Genomic DNA, 21,726 nt, shown 5'->3' on the forward strand with positions numbered 1-21,726 from the left:
AACTTATTTATTCATAATAATATCATTTGCTTTTTTTTTACAACAATAAAATTTACAATAAATTCTAAACTTTTAAATTTATTGTAAATTTTGTCTAAAGATCTCTATGTTATAATTAAATAAGCAATAAAGGGGGGTTTTATGAAAAAAACTACAAAATATACTTTAATAATATTATTATTAATATTATTAAGCTTCTTAACATATTCTTTTACTCAATTTAGCCAAAGAGAAAATAAAGATACCAATATAAGTTTTTTTAAAATAGGTATTAATAAAGATGTAAAATCATTTAGTACTCCTGTTGAAATTGAAAATTATAAAGTAAAAAAACAAATTTATAATAAACTAAAACACTTTAAGTTAATAAAACACTTTGATAGATCTATTAACTCATATATATATCTTATAGATATAATCAATTATGCAAATCACTCAATTCCAATTTTACATATAGGAAATTCTGAAAAGTTATTTAGTGCTAAAAAATGTAGCTATCACCTAATAAATTCTAAGGATATCTACAGCGAAATTATTCAATTAATTAAATATGATTTATAAATTATATTATTGTATATTTTAGTCTATCGTTTGTTTAATATAACTTGTCTATGTAATTGTAAAGTAAATTTTATAATATTTAGTAAAAAAAATAAACCTAGCTTTGCAATTTACAAAGCTAGGTTTATTTTAAGCTAATCCTAAAAATCTAAATATAGTCGTTGTTAAAAAACATACTATAAATGCAATTGTAGTCGGCAATATAAACCCTACAAATGTCCATTTAGCACTTCCTGTTTCCTTTCTAATGGTAAGTAAGGTAGTTGTGCAAGGCCAATGAAGTAAACTAAATAACATAACATTAAGTGCTGTTAGATAAGTCCATCCATTATCTCTTAAAACTTGACCAAGCTCTACAAAGTTATCAAGTTCTATCATAGATCCAGTGGCTAGGTAAGACATTAATAATATCGGAATTACTATTTCATTTGCAGGGAATCCTAATATAAACGCCATTAATATAAATCCATCAAGTCCAATACATTTTGCGATAGGATCAAGCACTCCTGCTACATATGCTAATACACTTATATCTCCTATATATACATTTGCAAATATCCAAGTTATAATTCCTGCAGGTGCAGCAACCGTAATAGCTCTTCCAAGTACAAACATAGTTCTATCTATTATGGAAGTATATAGTACCCTACCAAATTTAGGTGTTCTATATGGTGGTAATTCTAAAGTAAATGTAGAAGGAACTCCTTTTAATAAAGTTTTAGATAGCATATAAGATACAAGTAAAGTAACAATTACTCCAAGTATTATAACTAATGTTATACAAAGAGATGTTATAATATTTGCTGAAAAAGTTGAACTTATAGTTGATGTAAAAAATATAGTTGCTACAGCTATTAATGTTGGAAACCTTCCATTGCATGGTACAAAATTATTTGTAAGAATAGCAACTAATCTTTCTCTAGGAGAATCTATAATTCTACACCCTATAACACCTGCTGCATTGCAACCAAATCCCATACACATAGTAAGACATTGTTTACCATGACAACATGCTTTTTTAAATAAATGATCTAAATTAAAAGCAACTCTAGGAAGATATCCAAAGTCCTCCATAAGGGTAAATAAAGGGAAAAATATAGCCATTGGTGGAAGCATTACAGCCACAACCCAAGCTAAGCATCTATACATTCCATAAGTTAGCATTTCATTTAACCAAACAGGTGCATGTAAAACTTGCAATGCATTATATATATGTGGCTCTATTGAAAACAAAGCACTAGATAATATTTGTGACGGATAATTAGCACCTTGAATAGTTATCCATAACACTACACCTAAACATAAAAGCATTAACGGTAATCCAAAAACTTTAGAAGTAATTACTTTATCTATTTTTTCATCTCGCTTAAATTTATTTTTATCTTTTATGTGTACACATAAATCATACATTTCTTTTGCATACTGATAATTTATATTACTAATTTCATCTCTCATTGAAAGTTTATTTATGTTTTCAGGAAGCTTTGATTTTATTTCATCTATGGACTTTCTATAATCCCCATCTATATATGAATCCATTGAATCATATATACTATTATCTCCATCTATTAATCTAAGCCCTAACCATCTTGATTTAATATAAGGGATTGCAAGCTTTAAATCAGATTCTATTATTTTTAAATTTCTTTCTATATCTTCATTATATATTATTGTTTTGTTATTATATGAGTATCTATTGTCCATAACAATATCTAATGTATTTAAAAGAGTATCAATCCCAATATTATTTCTAGCAGCAGTCAATACTACCGGTATTCCTAGTTCATCCTGTAGTGTATCTTTATCTATAAATATTCCTTTCTTTTTAGCCTCATCAATTAAGTTAATGCATAGTATAACATTATCTGTAAGTTCCATTACTTGAAAAACTAAGTTAAGATTTCTCTCCAGTGAAGTAGCATCTGCAACTACTATAACCGCATCTGGTTTACCAAAACAGACAAAATCTCTAGCAACTATTTCTTCTTGAGATGCTGCAAACAAAGAATAAGTACCTGGTAAGTCTATTAATGCATAATTTTTTTTATTGTAATTAAAGTCCCCCCTAGCACTACAAACAGTTTTTCCTGGCCAATTTCCAGTATGCTGCTTAAGTCCTGTTAAAGTGTTAAATACAGTACTCTTCCCTGTATTTGGATTCCCACAAAGTGCTAAAACATACTGATTCTCTTTTCTCTCTATATCAAATATGTCTTTCATTGCTTTTATCTTTGTTGAATCATGTGTTAATCCCATTACAATCTCCCCCTATTTTTAACCTTAAATATATGAAACTATTATTTTTTCACCTTCTTCTTTTCTTAAAGCTATCATAGTGCCTCTAATATTATATATAGTTAAATTATCTTTAGGACCTCGTCTTATAACATCAATTTTCGCTCCTTTAGTAAGCCCTAAAGCTAACATTCTTTCTCTAATATATCCATTTGATAGAAGTTCTTCTACTTTTACAGTGGTTCCAGTTTTCACATTAACTAATTTCTCCATGCCAATTCCTCCTTGATGATATTTAAAGTTAGCCTAAACTAACTTTTTATAATAAATCATATGTTTGTCTGCATATATTTGTTACACAGAGAATAAATATATTTTAAAATTTATAAATTTATTTTTATTTTTTATATAAATATTTTTATGTATTAAACTATTAAAATTTTTATGGAGGATTTAAATGAATCAATATTACACATTTAATGAATATATAAAAGAGCATGAATTAACACCTAGTGAAGAGGATTATATTGAAATGATTTATAGATTGTACCTTGAAGATAATGATATAAAAGTTGCAAGGCTAGCTAAATCTTTAAATGTAAAAACACCATCTGCAAGCAATATGGTTAAAAGATTACAAACCAAAGAATTATTAATTCATGAAAACTACGGAAAATTAAAATTAACTTCTAGAGGTGAATTTATTGGAAAAACACTTTTACTAAGACATAATGCTATTGAAGAGTTTTTGAAAATAATTGGTGTGAATAATAATTTACATGAAGAAACAGAAAAAATAGAACATACAATAAGTAATGAAACTTTAAAAAACATTATAAAGTTAGTTAATTTTTTTAATGAAAACAATGAAATTTTAAATAAATATAACAACTACAGTCCACTTAAATAATATTTAAAATAGCATATGTATATATTTTTAATATTATTTAAATTATAGAAATACATATGCTATTTTTAAATTAAAACCAACTTATTTGAGTTTTTTCATAGTTAGTCTTATAATCTTTTATAATGTCTTCCATCTTATATAGTAAATTGTATTTTTCACATTCCTCTTTAAAAACTCGCCATAGCTTTTTATTGTTACTTGCAGGATTTATATATGATTCTTTATATGTATTTATATATCTTTGAGGAAGGTTATTTCCTGGAAATAATTTATTTAACTGATCAAAATAATATTGCCTTTGATTTTGCCTAAGTGTAACACCTAATCCATAAGAAAAAACAAACTTTGCATTACTTTCATAAGCTTTTTTTATTATATTTTTTATATTTTCTTCACTATCGTTTATAAATGGCAATATTGGCATTAATAATACACCTACATATATACCATTATCAGATAATTTTCTTATAGCTTCAAATCGTCTAGAACTTTCACATACACTTGGTTCTATTTTTTTGCAAAGATTATCATCATAAGTTGTTATAGTCATTTTTATTAAAGTTGGTGAATGAGATTGTATTCTTTTTAATATATCTATATCTCTTACAACTAAATCACTCTTGGTTGCTATTGCTACTCCAAATCTATTACTATCTATCTCTTCTAAAGCTTTTCTTGTAAGCATTAGTTTTCTTTCAAACGGATTATATGGATCACTCATTGCCCCAGTTCCTATTACACCTTTATTTCTTTTACTCCTAAGTTCATTTTTTATTATTTCCGTAGAGTTTTCTTTTGCTCTAACTCTATCAAAATCTATAATTTGATAGCAATTACTTCTAGAGTCACAATATATACACCCATGACAACAACCTTGATATATATTCATGTTATAGTTAATTCCAAACCAATTGTCATTATTCTTAGCTTGAGATACAATTGTTTTTACCTTTATATATTGCATAGCTTCTTCATCCCTTTTTAATTATTATAAATTTTATCTTATACAACGTTCTATTAAATATAAATTTATTTTATCATAATAAAATAAAAGAGTCTTAATTTTAAAATTAAGACCCTTTTATTTTTAATTTATAATTTTTACTCAATACTAATTTTTTCATTAACTTTAGATTTATGCTCTTTATACATTTTAGTTCCTGGTATATAAATACATACTATCGCTATAATTACAAATATAGTTATAATTGTAACTTCACTATTAATTTTTGAAACTAGAAATCCATTTACTACTGATCCAAAGAAATTAGTTACTATATGTACTATAATACATGCAAAAAGAGATTCATAGTGAAGATATACTATAGCCAACGCTATACCCAATATAGATGCATATATACCTTGAACTATATTTCCATGCATTATACCAAATACTACCGCTTGAACTATAATAGCTCCAACAATATTAAAGTTTTTCTTTAAATATCCTAACATAAATCCTCTAAAAAATATTTCTTCAAATATAGGAGCACATATTACTATACTAAATAATTGTAAATATGATCCTGTTGCATTTGAAATTGTTTTGCTAACTTCTAAATAACTAGGAAATATAGTAGATAAAATCATCCCTGATAATGCTACTATTCCATCCATTCCAATTCCTAAAATAAACATATTAGTTATAGTATTAGAATTTATACTTTTAAAACTGCCTCTTTTAATTAACTTTTCTTTAATTATTGGAATTAACGCAATTAGTAATAGTACTTCTCCAATTAATACAATTGTATACAAATTATCCTTAATATGTTCCTGCATAAAAACTTCACTGACAACTTTTCCAGTTTGGGAACTTTGATAAATGCCATATATAAATGCATAACCAATACTTGATACACCTATTGCTAGTTGCCATAAAATAATAAGTCCTAAAACTACACCTATTGCTTTTAAATATCTTTTCATTTTTTACTCCTTCTAACCCTATAATACTTACTTCAATAATAAAGTATTTATAAAAATTACCCTTTTATTTATTCTTAAAATCTTAATGATTTAATGCTGTAAATATAGCACTATGGTTTTATTTTTTCAATAATTTTTACATGAATAGGTATTTAAAAGGTATAAATGGTATATAAAAAATAATTTATTATAGTAAATTATTTTTTATTCCCTTGTTTAATATATTTTCATAATCTATAAATTCATAAATATCTTTTTTAAACACATCTGAAAACTTTAAAAGTTCTTCTATTGATAAATCCTCTATTGATTTATTGTTATCTTCACAATAAATTACAATGCTTCCAACAATTCCATGGGCATCTCTAAATACAACACCTTCTTTTACTAAATAATCTGCCACTTCAGTTGCATTTAAGAATCCATGTTTTACTGCTTTTTTCATATTTTCATCATTTATTTTTATAGTGGCAATCATTTTTTCCATTATAGAAATACACATACTTATAGTATTTGCACTGTCAAAGAATCCTTCTTTATCTTCTTGCATATCCTTATTGTAAGCAAGAGGTAATCCCTTCATAACAGTTAAAAGCCCAAATAAATTTCCGTATACTCTACCTGTTTTTCCTCTTATTAATTCTGCTCCATCTGGATTTTTCTTTTGTGGCATTATACTACTACCTGTTGTATATAAGTCATCAATTTCAACAAATTTAAATTCCTGGCTACTCCATAGTATAAGCTCTTCACTTAGTCTACTCAAGTGCATCATTATTATAGAAAAACTACTCATTAATTCAAGTAAATAGTCCCTGTCACTTACTCCATCAATATAATTTTCTACAACTCTTTTAAACCCTAATTTTTCTTTGGTTATATTTCTATCAATATTATGAGTAGTGCCTGCTAATGCACCACAACCAAGAGGCGATTCATCCAATATTTCTAGTGCATTTTTTAATCTCTTTTCATCTCTATCAAACATACTATAATAAGCCATTAAATGATGTTTAAAAGTTACAACCTGAGCTCTTTGTAAATGAGTATATCCAGGCATTATACAATCATTTTTATATGCAACTTCTTTAATTGTATTTTTAAAGTTTTTTATTAACTCAATTATATTTATTGTAATTTCTTTTGCATATAATCTCATATCAGTTGCGACTTGGTCATTTCTACTACGTGCTGTATGAAGCTTTTTACCCACTTCCCCTATATTTTGTATTAAATTAATTTCGATAAAGCTATGTATATCTTCATAATTTCCTTCTAGCTTTAAGTTTCCATTTTCTATGTCTTCATAAATTTTATTTAATCCATTAATTATAGCTATTCCTTCTTCTTCAGTTAGCAAATTACAATGAATTTGCATATAAACATGTGCTATACTACCTTGGATATCTTTTTTGTATAATACATTATCATAGTCAAAAGATTTATTAAATTCCTCCATTAGCTTGTTTTCTTCTTTTCTAAAACGTCCACCCCATAGTTTCATATTAACCACCTCTTTTAAATTTTTATATTAAAAAATCCCTTGGCATAAATAACCAAGAGACGAATTTTATCCGTGTTACCACTCTTATTGATAAATTAACTTAATAATTTAAATAAAAAATTAGCTTAAGCATAAAAAAGTCTCTTGGTTATAAAACCAAGAGACGAAGTATTCCGCGTTACCACTCTTATTAATAAGTTTAACTTATCCACTCTATTCTCTTAAGGCGAGATTTTCCTAATACCATACTTATTTTCAAGTATTCTTCTCCAAAGCTCTCTTCAATATAAATAGTGTTACTAGACTCACACCAACTCTAGCTCGCTGAAACCTAGTTTATATTTACTTTCTTCTTCATCAAATTTATTTGTATTTAATTAATACATATTGTAATTATATGCCTGTAAATAGTCAATACTTTTTTCTTTTTTACTATGATTTATATTATTGATTAGAATATTTAAATTTATACATAAATTCAAAATAAAAATCTACAGCTTGAATTTAAGCTGTAGATTTTTATTTTTATACCTCTGATAACTCATTAATAGTAAATCTTTTTTCATTATCATGTTCTTTATTTTTTAAAATTCTATTTGTCTTATATGCAAATATTGCTGTAACCATTACTGTTAATAAATCAGCTATCGGCTGAGTTAACAATACCCCATTCATTCCTATAATGCCAGGTAATATAAAGACTAATGGAACGAAGAATAATCCTTGTCTAGATGTACCTACTATCAAAGCTTCTTTTGGCATACCCAATGATTGGTATAATGCTGCATATAATTGTGTAAATCCCAATAAAGGATACATAAAAGTAGTAGTTCTTAAAGTCTTTACTCCAATATCTATAACTTCAGGGTCATTACTAAATAAGTTTATTGCATATGGCGCAAATATCATTAGTGCAATAGTTGCTAGTGTAGCAAATATTGTAGTTCTTTTTATAGAAATTTTTATAGCCTCTCTTAACTTAGAATAGTTTCCTGCTCCGTAGTTATAACTTGCAATTGGTTGAAATCCTTGATTATATCCAATTACTACAAATATAACTAATGACGATAATTTCAAAGAAATTCCAAGAGCTGCTATCAACGCTTCTCCATATGGTTTAGCTGCTATATTTAAAAGTCCCATAGATATACTTATAAGACCTTGTGTTAAAAATGTTGAAAATCCCACTGATATTATTTGATAGTATATATCTTTTGATAATTTAAAATTAGATATACTAACATCTAAGTATCCTTTTTTACTTATAAAATATATAAATAATATAATTACTGATATTAACTGGCTAATTACAGTTGCTAAAGATGCACCCGCTACACCCATGTCAAAGCTAAACATTAATATCGGGTCTAAGATTATATTTATTATTGCACCTATTGCTACTACATTGGCACTTACCTTTATATTCCCTTCTGCTCTTATTATGTTAGCCATAGTTGGAATTAATATAGGTAAACTTGCTCCTATTGCAATAGGCTTAGCATATTCTAATGCATAAGGCATTATACTGTTAGTTGCACCTAATAACCTTAATAATGGCTCTAAAAATACTAATGTTAATACTGTAAATATAGCTCCTACTACAACTGCAGATATAATAGCAGTTGATGCTACTTTATCTGCACTTTTTTTATCTTTTGAACCTAATAATCTAGCAATATATGAAGAGGCTCCTACTCCTATCATTTGTCCTATTGCATTTATCAATATAAAAAGTGGAAATATAACAGATACTGCACCCATTGCTAATGTATCATTTAAAAATCCTACAAATGCAGTATCTACAATATTATAAATTGCACTTATTAAACATGATATTATAGCTGGTATTGCAAATTTCCAAATTACTTTTCCTATATCATCAGATTCCATAATTCCGACCTTATCTTTATTTAAATCCAATTTAAATCACTCCCAATTTCTTATTTTATATTATCATCTTATCAAAATAAGGAGTTTATCGTTAATATATATATTCTATTGCTGGTTATAACTAAAACTTATAACTAAATACAAAGTCTATTTTTGATTTAATTTCTTAGTTATAAGTTCTATAAATAGTCTAGCTTCGTCTGATAATTCTTCTCTTTTTCTTTTAATCCATCCAATTTTAAATTCTACATTGGTGTCAACAAGCGGTATAGCTCTTATACCTTTTGTTTTATCAATACTATTCCATACAGATGCAAATGTATATACATCTGTTCCTAATATAAAATTGGCTATCGTTTCTTTGTCATTTAAGTATATTGCCTTTTTTTTATTAAAGTAAGGAATCGTATTTATTTCAACATTATATGAAAGTACTGATATTGGCTCCTCTGCTAAATAAATACACACCATATCCTTTAATTCATGCGGATATATAATTTCATTATTGTATAAAGGATTTTTTTCACCAACATATATATGCATTTTATCTTTAGAAATTTCATTAAATTCTAATTTATGTATTTCTAGTATATTGTTCCATAGCTTTTCTTGAAGATTAGATACTATTATAATCCCAATCTCAGAATCCATATTTGCAACATCTTGAACTACATTTTCTCTATGTGTTTCTTTCAATGCAATTTTTATATTTTTGCTATTTATTTCACTGTAAATTTTAATTAATACATCTGATACGTCAAAAGATTTAGCACAAGAAACATCTAGTATAAATTTTTTTTCTTTAGATAAATTTGAATACATATTTTCTATATTCTCTACCTGGTTGACAATATATTTTGCATGATTTAAAAACTCTTTACCCTCTTTTGTTAATTCCACACCTCTATTTGTTCTATTAAAAATTTTTATATTAAATTCATTTTCTAATTTTACTATAGCGTTGCTTAAATTCGGTTGAGATACAAATAAATTTTGTGCAGCTTTATTTATAGATCCAGTTTCTGCTACTTCAATTAAGTACTTTAGCTGATTAATCTGCAAATAAACACCTCTTTTCTTACATTATTTTTTTATTTTAATATATCATTAATTTTATATTTTTTTAAATTAATTTATTATTTATTTTTTACATATTTTAAATATGTATGACAACTTTGTAAATTTTTAGCAATATATTTATGATATAATGATTTCAAATTTTAGTTTCAAGGGAGAGATTCAGATGGATAAAAAAATAGTGAATCCTATATCAGATGTCTTTAAATATTTAGCAATTTCAGTGCTATTCATGTTTATAGGTTTTATACTTGGTCAAATGTTTTTACCTGAAAGTGTTGCTTATTTAGCTAACTTTCTTATAATATTTCTATTATTATTCTTAGTAATTATGGCTATTTTCTCCAAAAAAAATGCCATACCGACTAGATTTTCAATGAATTTTGTTTATATTTTTACATTCATTGATGGTATTGCAATGTATCCTATACTACAAATGTATATAGGTGATTTAGGCTCTATTATTGTTATAAATATACTTATAGGAGTAATTGTAATGTTTGCAGCTTTATCATTTATATCTTTAAAAAAAGAAGCTGGACATTACTTAGGTCTTGGAAAAATTTTATTTCCTGGTTTATTAGCATTATTGGTATTACTTATATTCAATATTTTCTTTAATTTTAAAATATTCAATATTTTTGTAAGTATATTAGGTATATCAATATTTGCTGGATATATTTTATATGATATTAGTTTATTAAAGTATGACATAGAACAAGGAAACATAGTAGATAAAGATGATTTGTCTATACATGTTTTAAATCTTTATCTAGACTTTGTAAATTTACTTTTAGATTTATTAAGACTAGTAAGAGAGTTTGTAAAATAATATAAATTAAATAGATTGATGATTCTATATTAAATATAAAAAGGTATGAAAAATTATTTTCATACCTTTTTATAATTTAATATATCTGTAATTTGCTAATTAAAACACTACACCTGATTTTAATATTATGTTTGCATACGGAGTAAATTCTCCCGTTCTAACTATCGCCATAGATTCTTTAGTCATAACTTTAAAATCTTCATGAGCTACTTTAGTTATTTTTACATTTTTAAATCTTCTTTCTATCTCTTTGTACATTTCATTACTTACTGATTCTATTTCAGTAGCTATTACTATTTCTTCTACTTGTAATTCTTCAAGTACCGTGTCTAATGTATCTAAAAATGTTGGTATTCCATGTTTTAATGCTAGATCTATTCTTTCTACATTCTTTGGTATTGGAAGACCGCTATCACATATTGTTAACATGTCTGTATGTCCCATTTTTGCTATAACTGATGATATTTCGCTGTTTATTAATACTGATTTTTTCATTTGTTGCCTCCTAAAAATTGAAATTTATAATTCGTTTAAAATATCGTTTTCTTATTTTTATAATATAGCATTTTTACATAATAATCAATATTTATTTACATATTTTTTACATATAATTTACACATATTTATTCTAATATAAATTTTTATTGCTAAAAAACTTAATTTAATTTCACTACCACTTTAATACTATTGATTCTTTTATAATATATATTTTTATTAAATAACTTTATATATTAATTTTAATACTATTTTTTATTCTTTATATAAGCATATTTATCTAAAATATGATTATTTTTTAATTTTTTCTGATCCTCGTTTTATTAAATATGGCTTTAGTACTATATTTTGAGTAGAATATAGTTCATACTCATTTATTTTTTTTTGAATTAAATCAAATGCAATTTGCCCCATTTGTGCTGTTGGTCTTGCGACTACACTTATTTCCATTCCTACATAATTTAAAAATTCTAAGTCATCAAATCCTACAAGAGATATATCTTCTCCAATTTTTATATTATTTTCATTTAATGCATTTATGCAACCTAGCATCATCATATTGTTACTAACAAATATAGCAGTTACATTTTTATTATTTTTCAATATATTTATTGTTTGTGTATACCCTGAGTCAACATGAAAATCCCCCTCATGAATATACTCATCTTTTATTACTATATTATTTAAAGTTAAAACCTCTTTATATCCCTCTAGTCTTTCAATACTAGGTTTATTATGTAAAGGTCCTGTTATTATTGCAATATCTTTATGACCTGCATTAATTAGCATATCTACTCCATCAAAAGCTCCTTTTTTATCATCTATAAATACTCCATCAAAATTGCTATAAATCAAATCTCTATCTACAATTACTACAGGAATATTTAGACTTTTTAATCTTTCAGAATATTTTTTACTATTTTTTAAACTACTTGAACAAGGCGTAATTATCACTCCCCCTATGTCAAAATTAGATAATGAATCTATTATCTGAAATTCTCTATCTATATTTTCATTGCTATCAAAAGAAATTAAATTATATCCATTTTCTATTGCCTCTTCATTTATGCCCTTTAATATATCTACAAAAAACAAGTCTGATAAATCTGGTAAAATCAATGCTATATTTTTTGCATATAAGTTACCCTCTTCACTTTTTAATTCTTTTATTGCTTTTTTTATTAGTTCTTTTGTTTCTGACTTTACATAACCAGAATTATTTAAGTATCTAGATACAGTTGCAATTGAAACACCAGATTTTTTAGCTATATCTTTAATTTTAAGATTCATTTTTTCCCTCTTTTCAATTTTTATATTTAGATCTTCCCGCTTTTCAAGTATCGTTTTCCTAGCTTCATTTTATAATATTTATATATCTTTAACAAGTATTTTTACATGTTTTTTACATGTTTTTTTCAGTTTAATTATATGTAATTTGATTGACTTTTCGCTGTTTTATTTTATATGTTTAGTTAAGTTTTAGCTAAATAAAAAAACTATCATTAATGATAGTTTTTTTATTTAAGATTAACTTTTACGACTTTTTAAATATTAATTCTACTTTGAAAAGATCTGCTTCTATTTCTATATTAAATTCCCCTTGCTGAAGTTCTACAAGGTCTTTTGCTATGGCTAGACCTAATCCACTACCTTCTGTATTTCTAGATAAGTCTCCTCGTTTAAATCGCTCAGAGATCTCATCCGCTTCAAAATTCAATTCATATGATGCTATATTTTTCATATATATATACACATTATCATCTACTACTTTTGTTTCAATATAAACTCTTGTATTTTCTAATGAATATTTTGAAATATTACTTAATAAATTTTCAAAAACCCTATACATTCTCTTACCATCACAGTTTATATAGACTTTTTCTTCTGGTAGTTTTAACTTTATATCTAAATTTGATTTTGTGAGCTTCTCTTCATTTTCTCCTATACTTTGCTTTAGAAGTTGATTTATATCTAGTTTTTCTATATTAAAACTTATATTCCCGCTACTAGCCTTACTTGCTTCAAACAAATCATCTATTAGTAATTTTAATCGCTTTGATTTTTTATCTAATATATTAACATAATCTTTTAAATAATCTGGTTGTATATTCTCTTCTTTTTTTATTAACCCTATATAGTTAATAATAGCAGTTAAAGGAGTTTTTAAATCATGACTTACATTTGTTATAAGTTCACTTTTCATTCTTTCACTTTTAACTTTTGCCTCTATAGCATTATCTAAGCCTTGACTTATGTTGTTTATATTTTCAGCTAATACAGTAAAATTGTTGTTTCCTTTTATTTCAATTTTATGGTTAACTTCACCATTTTTTATTTTATCAGCGCCTTCTATTATTTCATTAATATATATTATTTGTTTTATAAAATACAAAACTATAAAACTTATTAAACAACTTGGGACTAAAATACAAATAACAAGAGTTAACTTCGAATTTTGCCAATACCAATTTGTATATAGTATAAGCATAACAAAGCTTATAACTACAATTGAACTAATCCCAATTATAATAAGTCTTGATATTAATGGTATTTTCTTTATATTTTTTTTAATATTTATGCCTAACTTTTTTGTATAACTATATAATTTAGCTATTAGACTATTCTTTAATATATTTTTTTTCTCATTAAAAGTATTAACATAGCTAATAAACATCAGCACCAAAAGTATGAATGCAAATTTTATAGTTATTGAAGGTATATAGCTAAAATACATTGATGAATAATATCCAGCTATATATATAAATCCTATATATATTTCTATTGGTATTTTACTAAGTTTTAAATATTGTTTTTTAAATAATTTTGACTTATTTATTGAATATAAGATTAGTGCTAATAGTCCAATTGCTCCTGAGACTATTGACGTTGTAATTAAATCATTTACTATATTTATATTATATTTAAAGTCATTATAAAAATTTAATAAATCGCCTTCATAGAAATATTTATCTTTACTATATTCACTAGGCTCTTTAGGATATATCATATTTATACTTAAATTATCATCATCCCATAATCCATTAAATCTATTTGTATCAAATTTAGCCTGTTTTATAGCATTATTTATATTTCTAATATACAATCCTTCTCCGTTTGAAAAATTAATATCTATATTACAATATCCACTTTCCTTGGATTTAAATTCATCTGAACTTTTACTTTTTGTGTTAGTATAAATCTCATTATTTTTTCTATTTTCAATAAAAAACTTTATCTGATTTACATCCTTAAGAACTTCTTTTGCATCATTTTTATCATTTTCATTACTCCATTTATCTGACGTAGATCCCGTTAGTGTAATAACTATATTTTGAAGAAATTCATTTTCAAATTTTGCTGATTCATAAAAATTATCAGATATAATGCTTTTATCATTTCTAATTAAATTTCCTGGCTTCACTGTTTGATATGCATTGCCTAGTTTTAATTCTTGTACACCAGTAAAAAATACCGCAAGAGCCAAAGAAGCTATTATTAAAAATATATATTTTAAAAATTTATTATCTATTTTTTTCATACAACCACCCTTTTATAACTTTTCTATCTTGTATCCAACTCCCCATACAACTTTTAAGTATCTAGGTTCTCTTGGATTTATTTCTATTTTTTCCCTTATCCTTCTAATATGAACACTTACTATGTTATCTGCATTAAAGCTATTTTCATTCCATACTTTTTCATAAATTTGTTCTATAGAAAATACTTGCCCTTTATTAGTCATTAATAGTTTAAGTATTTTAAACTCTATAGGTGTTAACTTTACACATTCTCCATCTACAAACACTTCATTAGTTTTTGTATTTAATTCTAGCTCTCCACTTTGTAAATTTGATATGTCATTTAAATCATTATAATTACTCCAATTTAAATATCTTCTTAGATGTGATTTAACTCTAGCTACAAGTTCTAGAGGATTAAATGGTTTTGTTATATAATCATCTGCACCTATGTTTAAACCTATTATTTTATCCACATCCTCACTTTTTGCTGATACTAATATTATTGGTATTTCTTTCTCTTCTCTAATTTTTATGGTTGCTTTTATTCCATCAAGTTTTGGCATCATAATATCCATCAAGATTAAATGTATGTCATTACTTACTAAAATTTCTAAAGCTTGCATTCCATCATACGCCTTAAATATATTTATTCCTTCATTTCTTAAATAAAGTTCTATAGAATCTACTATTTCTACATCATCATCTACTACAAGTACATTTTTCATATTAACCCCTCACTTCTTTTGATCGTCGTTTTTATTATACACCATCTCCTTTCTCTATCTTAACCTTTCTTTTTATATACTAAATATAAAATCTTAAGAAAAACCTATCCTAATTCTTAAGATTTTCTTACAAAATACAATAATTTTTAAAACAATCAAAAAACCACACCCTTTAAAGGGTGTGGTCTGTATCTAAAATTCTTTATTAGAATTCTGCATTCTTTGGAGTTCTTGGGAATGGTATTACGTCTCTAATGTTTGACATACCTGTCATGTACATTATGATTCTTTCAAATCCTAATCCGAATCCTGAGTGAGTAGCTGTTCCAAACTTTCTAAGCTCTAAGTACCACCAGTAATCTTCTTTTTTTAATCCCATTTCTTCTATTCTTTCAAGTAATTTATCTTCTCTTTCTTCCCTTTGAGAACCACCAACTATTTCTCCAACTCCTGGAACTAATAAGTCCATAGCTCTAACTGTTTTTCCATCTTCATTCATTCTCATGTAGAATGCTTTTATATCTTTTGGATAGTCAGTAACGAATACTGGAGCCTTGAATATTTCTTCTGTTAAGTATCTTTCATGCTCTGTTTGAAGATCATCTCCCCAATTAACTGGGTATTCAAACTCATGACCTGATTCTTGTAACATTTCTACAGCTTTTGTATATGGAAGTCTTGTAAATTCAGAATTTACTACATTATTTAATCTTTCTAATAATCCTTTATCTATGAAGCTATTGAAGAATTCCATTTCTTCTGGAGCATTTTCCATTACGTAGCTTATTACGTATTTTATCATGTCTTCAGCTAACTCCATATTATCTTCTAAGTCAGCAAAACATATTTCAGGCTCTATCATCCAGAACTCTGATGCATGTCTTTGTGTGAATGAGTTTTCAGCTCTGAAAGTTGGTCCAAATGTATAAACATTTCTAAATGCAAGTGCCATTATTTCAGCATTTAATTGACCACTTACTGTTAAGTTTGCTTCTTTTCCAAAGAAATCTTTAGAGTAATCTATTTTTCCTTCTTCAGTTGTTGGGATATCTTGTAAATCCATAGTAGTTATTCTAAACATTTCTCCAGCACCTTCACAGTCACTTCCTGTTATGATTGGAGAATGTGCATATACGAAGTTTCTATCTTGGAAGAACTTGTGTATAGCATATGCTGCTAAACTTCTTACTCTGAATACTGCAGAGAAAGTGTTACTTCTTGGTCTTAAGTGAGCTATTGTTCTTAAGTACTCTAATGTATGTCTTTTCTTTTGTAGTGGATATGAACTATCAGATTCACCTTCTACTACTACATTTGTTGCATGTATTTCAACTGGTTGCTTAGCACCTTCTGTTGAAACTAATTCACCTTCTACTAATATTGATGAACTTATTGGTAATTTACCTATTTCCTTGAAATTTTCTAATTTATCTTCAGCTATTACTATTTGCATATTTTTAAAGAAACTACCGTCATTTAATTCTATGAATCCGAAGTTTTTAGATGTTCTAGATGTTCTTATCCATCCAGCTACTTTTACAGTTTTTCCTACGTATTCTTCTTTGCTTCTGTATAATTCTTTTACAGTTAAAAATTCTTGTTGCATTTTAATTCCTCCTCATTAATTTAAGTAATTTTTCGAACTATTTTATATACACCATTTTATAAATGTGCTTTTTAGCTCTTAAATATTAGTTTTGATGTATAAGGATGTAGCTTTATATAATAAAAAAAGCCCTTCATCCCTATAAAAAAGGGACGAAAGACTTGTTATTCTCTCGCGGTACCACCCTAGTTGCCAAAAATAAATTTGACCTCTTAGTTAAGCATTGCTTACAGTCTATAACGGGACCTACCGTCTAAGCCTACTCTCATTTGATTTCGGTTAGAGACTCCGAGATGTTCTTCAATATAAATTTCGTACTGAGCTTACACCACCCTCAATTCGCTGAAACTACCTTTTATATCTACTCTTCTCTTCATAGTCTTTGTATTAATAGTATTTCGATTATTTAAGAAGATTATACCAACTTATATTTTTTAAGTCAATGCTTTATTTTTTTAGTTTTATCTTATTTTATCCTATATTTTTCAAATGTATTTTTTATTTTTTTAATATTTTATTTAATTTTTTTAAATAAAATATTACTAATACAATTTTATATAATTATATAATAAACTAAAAATGCCATTATACTAAATATATTTATTTATATGTTTTGTTATATTTTCTTTTATATTTCTTTTTTTGTATGTCATTTTCAAAAGCTAAATCTAAACGTCTATCATCAAGCATAATATAACATATTTTTTTAGTTTTATTTATTATGAAATAGTGGCTCATACTTTTTACATCAAGGCCTACTTCGTGACCACATAAATGTAATATTAGTTTTTTATAATCTATATCTTTTACTTTATAATTTATTTTTAACTTAACAAATAACATTTTACATAAAAAAAGTAGCAAAATAAATATTTATTTTGCTACTTTTCTAATTATTTAACTTGTTCTATAAAGTCTTCTTGTGAAGATGCTGTTACTAAATCATCTTCTACATAACCTACAAATTCACTTCCACATTCACCTATGCACATATCTTCTATTTCTTTTCCTAATAGTGCATTTTTTAAATCATCTATACTCATTCCAGAACACATTGAACATACTTTTATCATAACTAAATACCTCCTAAATTTTGTTTAACTAAGTTGTCTTTCACATTAATATATATACACCTCAGTTAATTTTTTAAACAAAAAATTTAAGATTTTATTTTATTTTTTAAATTTTTTAAAGTTAATTAAAAAAAGTTTAATTTAAGGTATTCATTTAATGCTTGAGTTTGACTACATATGATATTAAAAATTATTACCTTTTGATTATTTTTTAATATTTTATCAATACTCATAATTAGGAGGTGAATTTTATGAAATATCTTCTAATTTTTCTAATTATTTTATCATTTATAGCTCCTTCTACTAAAAATGATGATTCATTTAAAAATATATTTAGAGATGGTTTTTATAATTATATAACTTGTTTAGATAATAGTGTAGATTACTTAGTCGAAAATGTTCCTGCATTTTCTAGTATAGCTGAAATACCATATGAAAAAGCTTATTCAAGCATTATGAAAGATAGACATCTTATTAAACACTTAGTTTCATCTGGTGAAACTTTAGATGACATTATAAAACTTTACAATAACAATATTGATGATATAGAAAATTTTAGGAAAGTTGTTTATAAAGAAAATGAAGGACTTATATCTGAAGATTATCAAGTTCAATCAGGATCATACATTACTATTCCATGTGAATAAGTAGTATCAAAAAAACATATTTTTAAATATTATAATATGTAGCTTATAATATTTAAGGGGGAGAATAATTTGAAAAGTGATTCAAGGGTATATGATGAAAATTATTCAATAATTAGGTTTTTACACGCTGTTCCTAGAGGTAAACCTGTAGATATTTATTTTAATAATAGTTTATTTTTTAATAGAATATTATTTACTCAGTTTACACCTTATATATATGTACCAGAAGGAACTTACGAAGTTACTATATTTGAAACAGGCACTAGAGAAAATCCTATTCTTAGAGAAAGCTTAGAAGTTCAAAGAGATAAGATGTCCACACTTGCTATGACAGGATATGAAGATGATTTAGAGTTATTACTTATTAACGAAGCTAAAGAAGAATCTGAAAATAGTGATTTATCTAAAGTTAGGATAGTTCACCTATCACCTAACTTGCCTAAATTAAATATTTATTTGAACGATAAAATAGTTTTTCCAGATGTAGATTTTAGAGAAGTTACAGATTATGTAGAGGTTCCTGCCTACGATATATATACTCTTGATATTGTACTTGAAAAATCAGGAAGACTTCTTAGAAGTAACCAAATAGCAGTAAATGTAGATAGAGTATATTCTTTATATTTACTAGGTAATTTTGCAAACTTCCAAGTATTTCAATCAAGAGATGGTACAGCATTTGTAAACACAGTTGTTAGAGATTAAATAAGAAAATAAAAATACCTCAAAGTATTATATATTAACTTTGAGGTATTTTTATTTAGAAATAATGTTTATAATCTACTTCCATCATCAACCCACTCTTTAGCTTCTTCAACATTACTTAAAGATGGTATTGAGACTTTACTTTCTGGCTTTAACTTATCTATATCAGCCCAAGCAGCTGTCTGTGCATTATTAGTTGGTCTGTGTTTAGTAAGTCTTTTGTTATTAGCACCACTTAATGCTTTAGCTTTTTTACTTTGCAAAATAATCACCTCTTTTTTTCTTTTGTATTATTTTTAACCAATAATAATCATAAAATACTTCCTATTCAAGGTTATTTGCAATTTGTATTATAGTTTGTTTTAAATCCAAGTTTCCATATCCTCCAGAAATATTTGGATATGTATATATATCTTTTTTACTTGCACCCAACATTAAATATGTTTTTATAGTTTCTGTAAATAAAGATGTTTTGCTATAAAAACTTTGTGTTTTAAAATACTCTACAAGTAATGATATAACACCGCAAACTATAGATGTGCTTACTCCTGTTCCAGTTGCAGTATTGTACGTACCATTTATATATGTAGAAATTATATCTACACCTGGAGCAACTATATCAGGTTTTATCATTCTATTTTTTACAGGACCTTTAGATGAACCTATCCATATACTATCAGTTTTATCATTATAACATCCTATAGTAATTATATTTTCTGTAGTTGCACATAACGTTATAGTTGAACTTGAATTAGGATCTATAAATCTCGTATCAGGTGATATAAGATTTTTATTTGGCAAGTATATATCATAATTTCCATTTACTATATATTCTGGTAATATCCTTAAGGTCCAAATTCCTGGCTTTATATCAATTAAATTTATAACTAATTCTTGATTACCCGTTTCTAACCACGGATATATAAACCTCATTTCATATTTTGTATCTTCTATATTAAACCTTCCTCTATACAAATAATATTCAGGTGAATATTGAATAACATAACTTAATTCACCTGAGGGAGATATTAAGGATGCTCCTATTTTATCAGGTCCTGTTGTGCATAGTACTATATCTAAGTTTATCTGTTCTCCAACTTGTATTATAATATCTTGTTTGTCATTTATCCCTTTAGCATTTCCTTCATAGTGTATATCTGTATTCCCTTCATTCCCAGCACCTCCGACTACTATGATTCCAGATTTTTTTAAGTCTGAGAATGAATCTAAAAATGTAGCAAGCATTATTGCAGCAGATCTTAATCCAACAGTTAAATTTATAATCATTAGATTATCTTGTTTTTTCCATATATCTATTGCATATTTTATTGCAGCTAAAAAATCCGCATGTTGATAGTTTATTTTCCCTTCACAATAGGTATCTTTGTATTCTTTTAATTTAATTACTAGTAGCTCGCTATCTATTGCTACACCTTTATACGCTGGAATTTTATTGCCATAACCACAGCATATTCCTGCTACTATTGTTCCTGTTCCTATCGTATCTGTAGTTAAACTGCCGTCTTTATTCTTTATAGCTTCATTTATTTCTTCTCTATTAAACTCAGTTCCAAAAAATATACCCTCTGGAGGCTTTCCAGTATCTAAATTTTGGTCCCAAATTGCTATAATTTTACTTGTTCCGTCTTCATTTATAAAATCTGGATGAAGGTAGTCTATACCTGAATCAATTATTACTATTATATTTTTTTTTCCGCTTATCGTTAAATATGGATTAGTATATACATAATCTGTTCCTGCTGCTATTGTAACACTTTCACCTTGTTTTACATTATTTGTGATTTTAATCAATGTACTCATGGGTGCAGACCTTTGCCACCAAGCAATAGATTTTATATTATTTAAATTTTTTTCCTCGAAATCGTCTGATACATATAACGTAGCTAACTGATCATTTAAAATAACATATTTAATTAATTCATCTTTCTTTAAATCTTGTTCCATTTTCAAAATATTACCTTTTGGAATTGCTAGATATGATTTGCTCATTTTATAA

The 21,726-nt window shown here is 26.0% G+C and carries 21 protein-coding genes and 2 other annotated features; of the genes, 5 read left to right on the top strand and 16 right to left on the bottom strand.

Annotation, left to right across the window (positions count from 1 at the left end; genetic code table 11):
* Window positions 1-141: 141 nt before the first annotated feature.
* A complete protein-coding gene (locus BLP75_RS02680; RefSeq protein WP_092722604.1) occupies window positions 142-561 on the top strand; it encodes a hypothetical protein in 420 nt (139 codons plus the stop codon).
* A gap of 129 nt (window positions 562-690) precedes the next feature.
* On the opposite strand, the gene feoB is transcribed toward BLP75_RS02680, so the two are convergent.
* Both feoB and BLP75_RS02690 read right to left on the bottom strand, forming a co-directional pair.
* Window positions 691-2,817 carry a ferrous iron transport protein B gene (gene feoB, locus BLP75_RS02685; protein WP_092722606.1) on the bottom strand — a complete coding sequence of 709 codons (2,127 nt, stop codon included), beginning with the start codon at window positions 2,815-2,817 and terminating at the stop codon, window positions 691-693.
* A 24-nt stretch (window positions 2,818-2,841) separates the two neighbouring features.
* Window positions 2,842-3,069 carry a FeoA family protein gene (locus tag BLP75_RS02690; protein ID WP_092722608.1) on the bottom strand — a complete coding sequence of 76 codons (228 nt, stop codon included), beginning with the start codon at window positions 3,067-3,069 and terminating at the stop codon, window positions 2,842-2,844.
* Window positions 3,070-3,253: 184 nt separating this feature from the next.
* Here BLP75_RS02690 and BLP75_RS02695 point away from each other — a divergent pair, with 184 nt between their 5' ends.
* Window positions 3,254-3,706: a metal-dependent transcriptional regulator gene (locus BLP75_RS02695; RefSeq protein ID WP_092722610.1), complete on the top strand. Its 453-nt coding sequence runs from the start codon at window positions 3,254-3,256 to the stop codon at window positions 3,704-3,706.
* 70 nt (window positions 3,707-3,776) lie between these two features.
* On the opposite strand, the gene BLP75_RS02700 is transcribed toward BLP75_RS02695, so the two are convergent.
* From BLP75_RS02700 to BLP75_RS02720, 5 genes are all read right to left on the bottom strand, one after another.
* Complete coding sequence (locus BLP75_RS02700; protein WP_092722612.1) at window positions 3,777-4,670, bottom strand: SPL family radical SAM protein; 894 nt, start codon at window positions 4,668-4,670, stop codon at window positions 3,777-3,779.
* Window positions 4,671-4,807: 137 nt separating this feature from the next.
* Entirely contained in the window at window positions 4,808-5,635 is an 828-nt protein-coding gene (locus BLP75_RS02705) for a CPBP family intramembrane glutamic endopeptidase (protein WP_092722614.1), read from the bottom strand.
* A 187-nt stretch (window positions 5,636-5,822) separates the two neighbouring features.
* Entirely contained in the window at window positions 5,823-7,139 is a 1,317-nt protein-coding gene (argH, locus tag BLP75_RS02710; RefSeq protein ID WP_092722616.1) for an argininosuccinate lyase, read from the bottom strand.
* Window positions 7,140-7,295: 156 nt separating this feature from the next.
* Window positions 7,296-7,506: a binding site (T-box leader), on the bottom strand.
* A 158-nt stretch (window positions 7,507-7,664) separates the two neighbouring features.
* Window positions 7,665-9,059, bottom strand: coding sequence for an MATE family efflux transporter (locus BLP75_RS02715; RefSeq protein ID WP_092722618.1), 1,395 nt, complete (start codon window positions 9,057-9,059; stop codon window positions 7,665-7,667).
* A 117-nt stretch (window positions 9,060-9,176) separates the two neighbouring features.
* Complete coding sequence (locus tag BLP75_RS02720; RefSeq protein ID WP_092722620.1) at window positions 9,177-10,091, bottom strand: LysR family transcriptional regulator; 915 nt, start codon at window positions 10,089-10,091, stop codon at window positions 9,177-9,179.
* Between the two features lie 181 nt (window positions 10,092-10,272).
* On the opposite strand from BLP75_RS02720, the gene BLP75_RS02725 reads away from it, so the two are divergent.
* On the top strand, window positions 10,273-10,938 hold the full coding sequence (locus tag BLP75_RS02725) for a Bax inhibitor-1 family protein (protein ID WP_092722622.1): 666 nt from the start codon (window positions 10,273-10,275) through the stop codon (window positions 10,936-10,938).
* A gap of 99 nt (window positions 10,939-11,037) precedes the next feature.
* Here BLP75_RS02725 and rbsD read toward each other — a convergent pair whose 3' ends face one another.
* From rbsD to BLP75_RS02760, 7 genes are all read right to left on the bottom strand, one after another.
* Window positions 11,038-11,433 carry a D-ribose pyranase gene (rbsD, locus tag BLP75_RS02730; RefSeq protein WP_092722624.1) on the bottom strand — a complete coding sequence of 132 codons (396 nt, stop codon included), beginning with the start codon at window positions 11,431-11,433 and terminating at the stop codon, window positions 11,038-11,040.
* A 290-nt stretch (window positions 11,434-11,723) separates the two neighbouring features.
* Window positions 11,724-12,773, bottom strand: coding sequence for a LacI family DNA-binding transcriptional regulator (locus tag BLP75_RS02735; protein WP_330385771.1), 1,050 nt, complete (start codon window positions 12,771-12,773; stop codon window positions 11,724-11,726).
* A gap of 193 nt (window positions 12,774-12,966) precedes the next feature.
* Window positions 12,967-14,970, bottom strand: coding sequence for a sensor histidine kinase (locus BLP75_RS02740; protein WP_092722628.1), 2,004 nt, complete (start codon window positions 14,968-14,970; stop codon window positions 12,967-12,969).
* A gap of 12 nt (window positions 14,971-14,982) precedes the next feature.
* Window positions 14,983-15,678: a response regulator transcription factor gene (locus BLP75_RS02745; RefSeq protein WP_092722630.1), complete on the bottom strand. Its 696-nt coding sequence runs from the start codon at window positions 15,676-15,678 to the stop codon at window positions 14,983-14,985.
* Between the two features lie 205 nt (window positions 15,679-15,883).
* Window positions 15,884-17,284, bottom strand: coding sequence for an asparagine--tRNA ligase (asnS, locus tag BLP75_RS02750; protein WP_092722632.1), 1,401 nt, complete (start codon window positions 17,282-17,284; stop codon window positions 15,884-15,886).
* Between the two features lie 145 nt (window positions 17,285-17,429).
* Window positions 17,430-17,670, bottom strand: a binding site (T-box leader).
* A 214-nt stretch (window positions 17,671-17,884) separates the two neighbouring features.
* The gene (locus BLP75_RS18595) at window positions 17,885-18,127 is read right to left on the bottom strand and encodes a DUF3885 domain-containing protein (protein ID WP_092722634.1); all 243 of its coding nucleotides are present in this window, start codon (window positions 18,125-18,127) and stop codon (window positions 17,885-17,887) included.
* A gap of 50 nt (window positions 18,128-18,177) precedes the next feature.
* Entirely contained in the window at window positions 18,178-18,357 is a 180-nt protein-coding gene (locus BLP75_RS02760; protein WP_092722636.1) for a hypothetical protein, read from the bottom strand.
* A 251-nt stretch (window positions 18,358-18,608) separates the two neighbouring features.
* Between BLP75_RS02760 and BLP75_RS02765 the strand changes: the two genes are divergently transcribed.
* Together BLP75_RS02765 and BLP75_RS02770 are read left to right on the top strand one after the other, a co-directional pair.
* On the top strand, window positions 18,609-19,004 hold the full coding sequence (locus BLP75_RS02765) for a hypothetical protein (RefSeq protein WP_092722638.1): 396 nt from the start codon (window positions 18,609-18,611) through the stop codon (window positions 19,002-19,004).
* 69 nt (window positions 19,005-19,073) lie between these two features.
* A complete protein-coding gene (locus BLP75_RS02770; RefSeq protein ID WP_170139074.1) occupies window positions 19,074-19,709 on the top strand; it encodes a DUF4397 domain-containing protein in 636 nt (211 codons plus the stop codon).
* 68 nt (window positions 19,710-19,777) lie between these two features.
* On the opposite strand, the gene BLP75_RS02775 is transcribed toward BLP75_RS02770, so the two are convergent.
* Together BLP75_RS02775 and cspC are read right to left on the bottom strand one after the other, a co-directional pair.
* Window positions 19,778-19,972 (bottom strand): CDIF630_02480 family spore surface protein, encoded by a 195-nt coding sequence (locus BLP75_RS02775; RefSeq protein ID WP_092722641.1) that lies wholly within the window; start codon window positions 19,970-19,972, stop codon window positions 19,778-19,780.
* Window positions 19,973-20,033: 61 nt separating this feature from the next.
* Entirely contained in the window at window positions 20,034-21,719 is a 1,686-nt protein-coding gene (cspC, locus tag BLP75_RS02780; protein ID WP_092722643.1) for a bile acid germinant receptor pseudoprotease CspC, read from the bottom strand.
* Between the last annotated feature and the right edge of the window lie 7 nt (window positions 21,720-21,726).

Source organism: Romboutsia lituseburensis DSM 797, from assembly GCF_900103615.1.
GTDB classification, from domain to species: domain Bacteria; phylum Bacillota; class Clostridia; order Peptostreptococcales; family Peptostreptococcaceae; genus Romboutsia_F; species Romboutsia_F lituseburensis.

Bases quoted from the DNA above. Each gene is read 5' to 3' on its own strand.
- BLP75_RS02680 (WP_092722604.1), top strand. From the start codon at position 142: ATGAAAAAAACTACAAAATATACTTTAATAATATTATTATTAATATTA.
- feoB (WP_092722606.1), bottom strand. From the start codon at position 2,817: ATGGGATTAACACATGATTCAACAAAGATAAAAGCAATGAAAGACATA.
- BLP75_RS02690 (WP_092722608.1), bottom strand. From the start codon at position 3,069: ATGGAGAAATTAGTTAATGTGAAAACTGGAACCACTGTAAAAGTAGAA.
- BLP75_RS02695 (WP_092722610.1), top strand. From the start codon at position 3,254: ATGAATCAATATTACACATTTAATGAATATATAAAAGAGCATGAATTA.
- BLP75_RS02700 (WP_092722612.1), bottom strand. From the start codon at position 4,670: ATGCAATATATAAAGGTAAAAACAATTGTATCTCAAGCTAAGAATAAT.
- BLP75_RS02705 (WP_092722614.1), bottom strand. From the start codon at position 5,635: ATGAAAAGATATTTAAAAGCAATAGGTGTAGTTTTAGGACTTATTATT.
- argH (WP_092722616.1), bottom strand. From the start codon at position 7,139: ATGAAACTATGGGGTGGACGTTTTAGAAAAGAAGAAAACAAGCTAATG.
- BLP75_RS02725 (WP_092722622.1), top strand. From the start codon at position 10,273: ATGGATAAAAAAATAGTGAATCCTATATCAGATGTCTTTAAATATTTA.
- rbsD (WP_092722624.1), bottom strand. From the start codon at position 11,433: ATGAAAAAATCAGTATTAATAAACAGCGAAATATCATCAGTTATAGCA.
- BLP75_RS02740 (WP_092722628.1), bottom strand. From the start codon at position 14,970: ATGAAAAAAATAGATAATAAATTTTTAAAATATATATTTTTAATAATA.
- BLP75_RS02745 (WP_092722630.1), bottom strand. From the start codon at position 15,678: ATGAAAAATGTACTTGTAGTAGATGATGATGTAGAAATAGTAGATTCT.
- asnS (WP_092722632.1), bottom strand. From the start codon at position 17,284: ATGCAACAAGAATTTTTAACTGTAAAAGAATTATACAGAAGCAAAGAA.
- BLP75_RS18595 (WP_092722634.1), bottom strand. From the start codon at position 18,127: ATGTTATTTGTTAAGTTAAAAATAAATTATAAAGTAAAAGATATAGAT.
- BLP75_RS02760 (WP_092722636.1), bottom strand. From the start codon at position 18,357: ATGATAAAAGTATGTTCAATGTGTTCTGGAATGAGTATAGATGATTTA.
- BLP75_RS02765 (WP_092722638.1), top strand. From the start codon at position 18,609: ATGAAATATCTTCTAATTTTTCTAATTATTTTATCATTTATAGCTCCT.
- cspC (WP_092722643.1), bottom strand. From the start codon at position 21,719: ATGAGCAAATCATATCTAGCAATTCCAAAAGGTAATATTTTGAAAATG.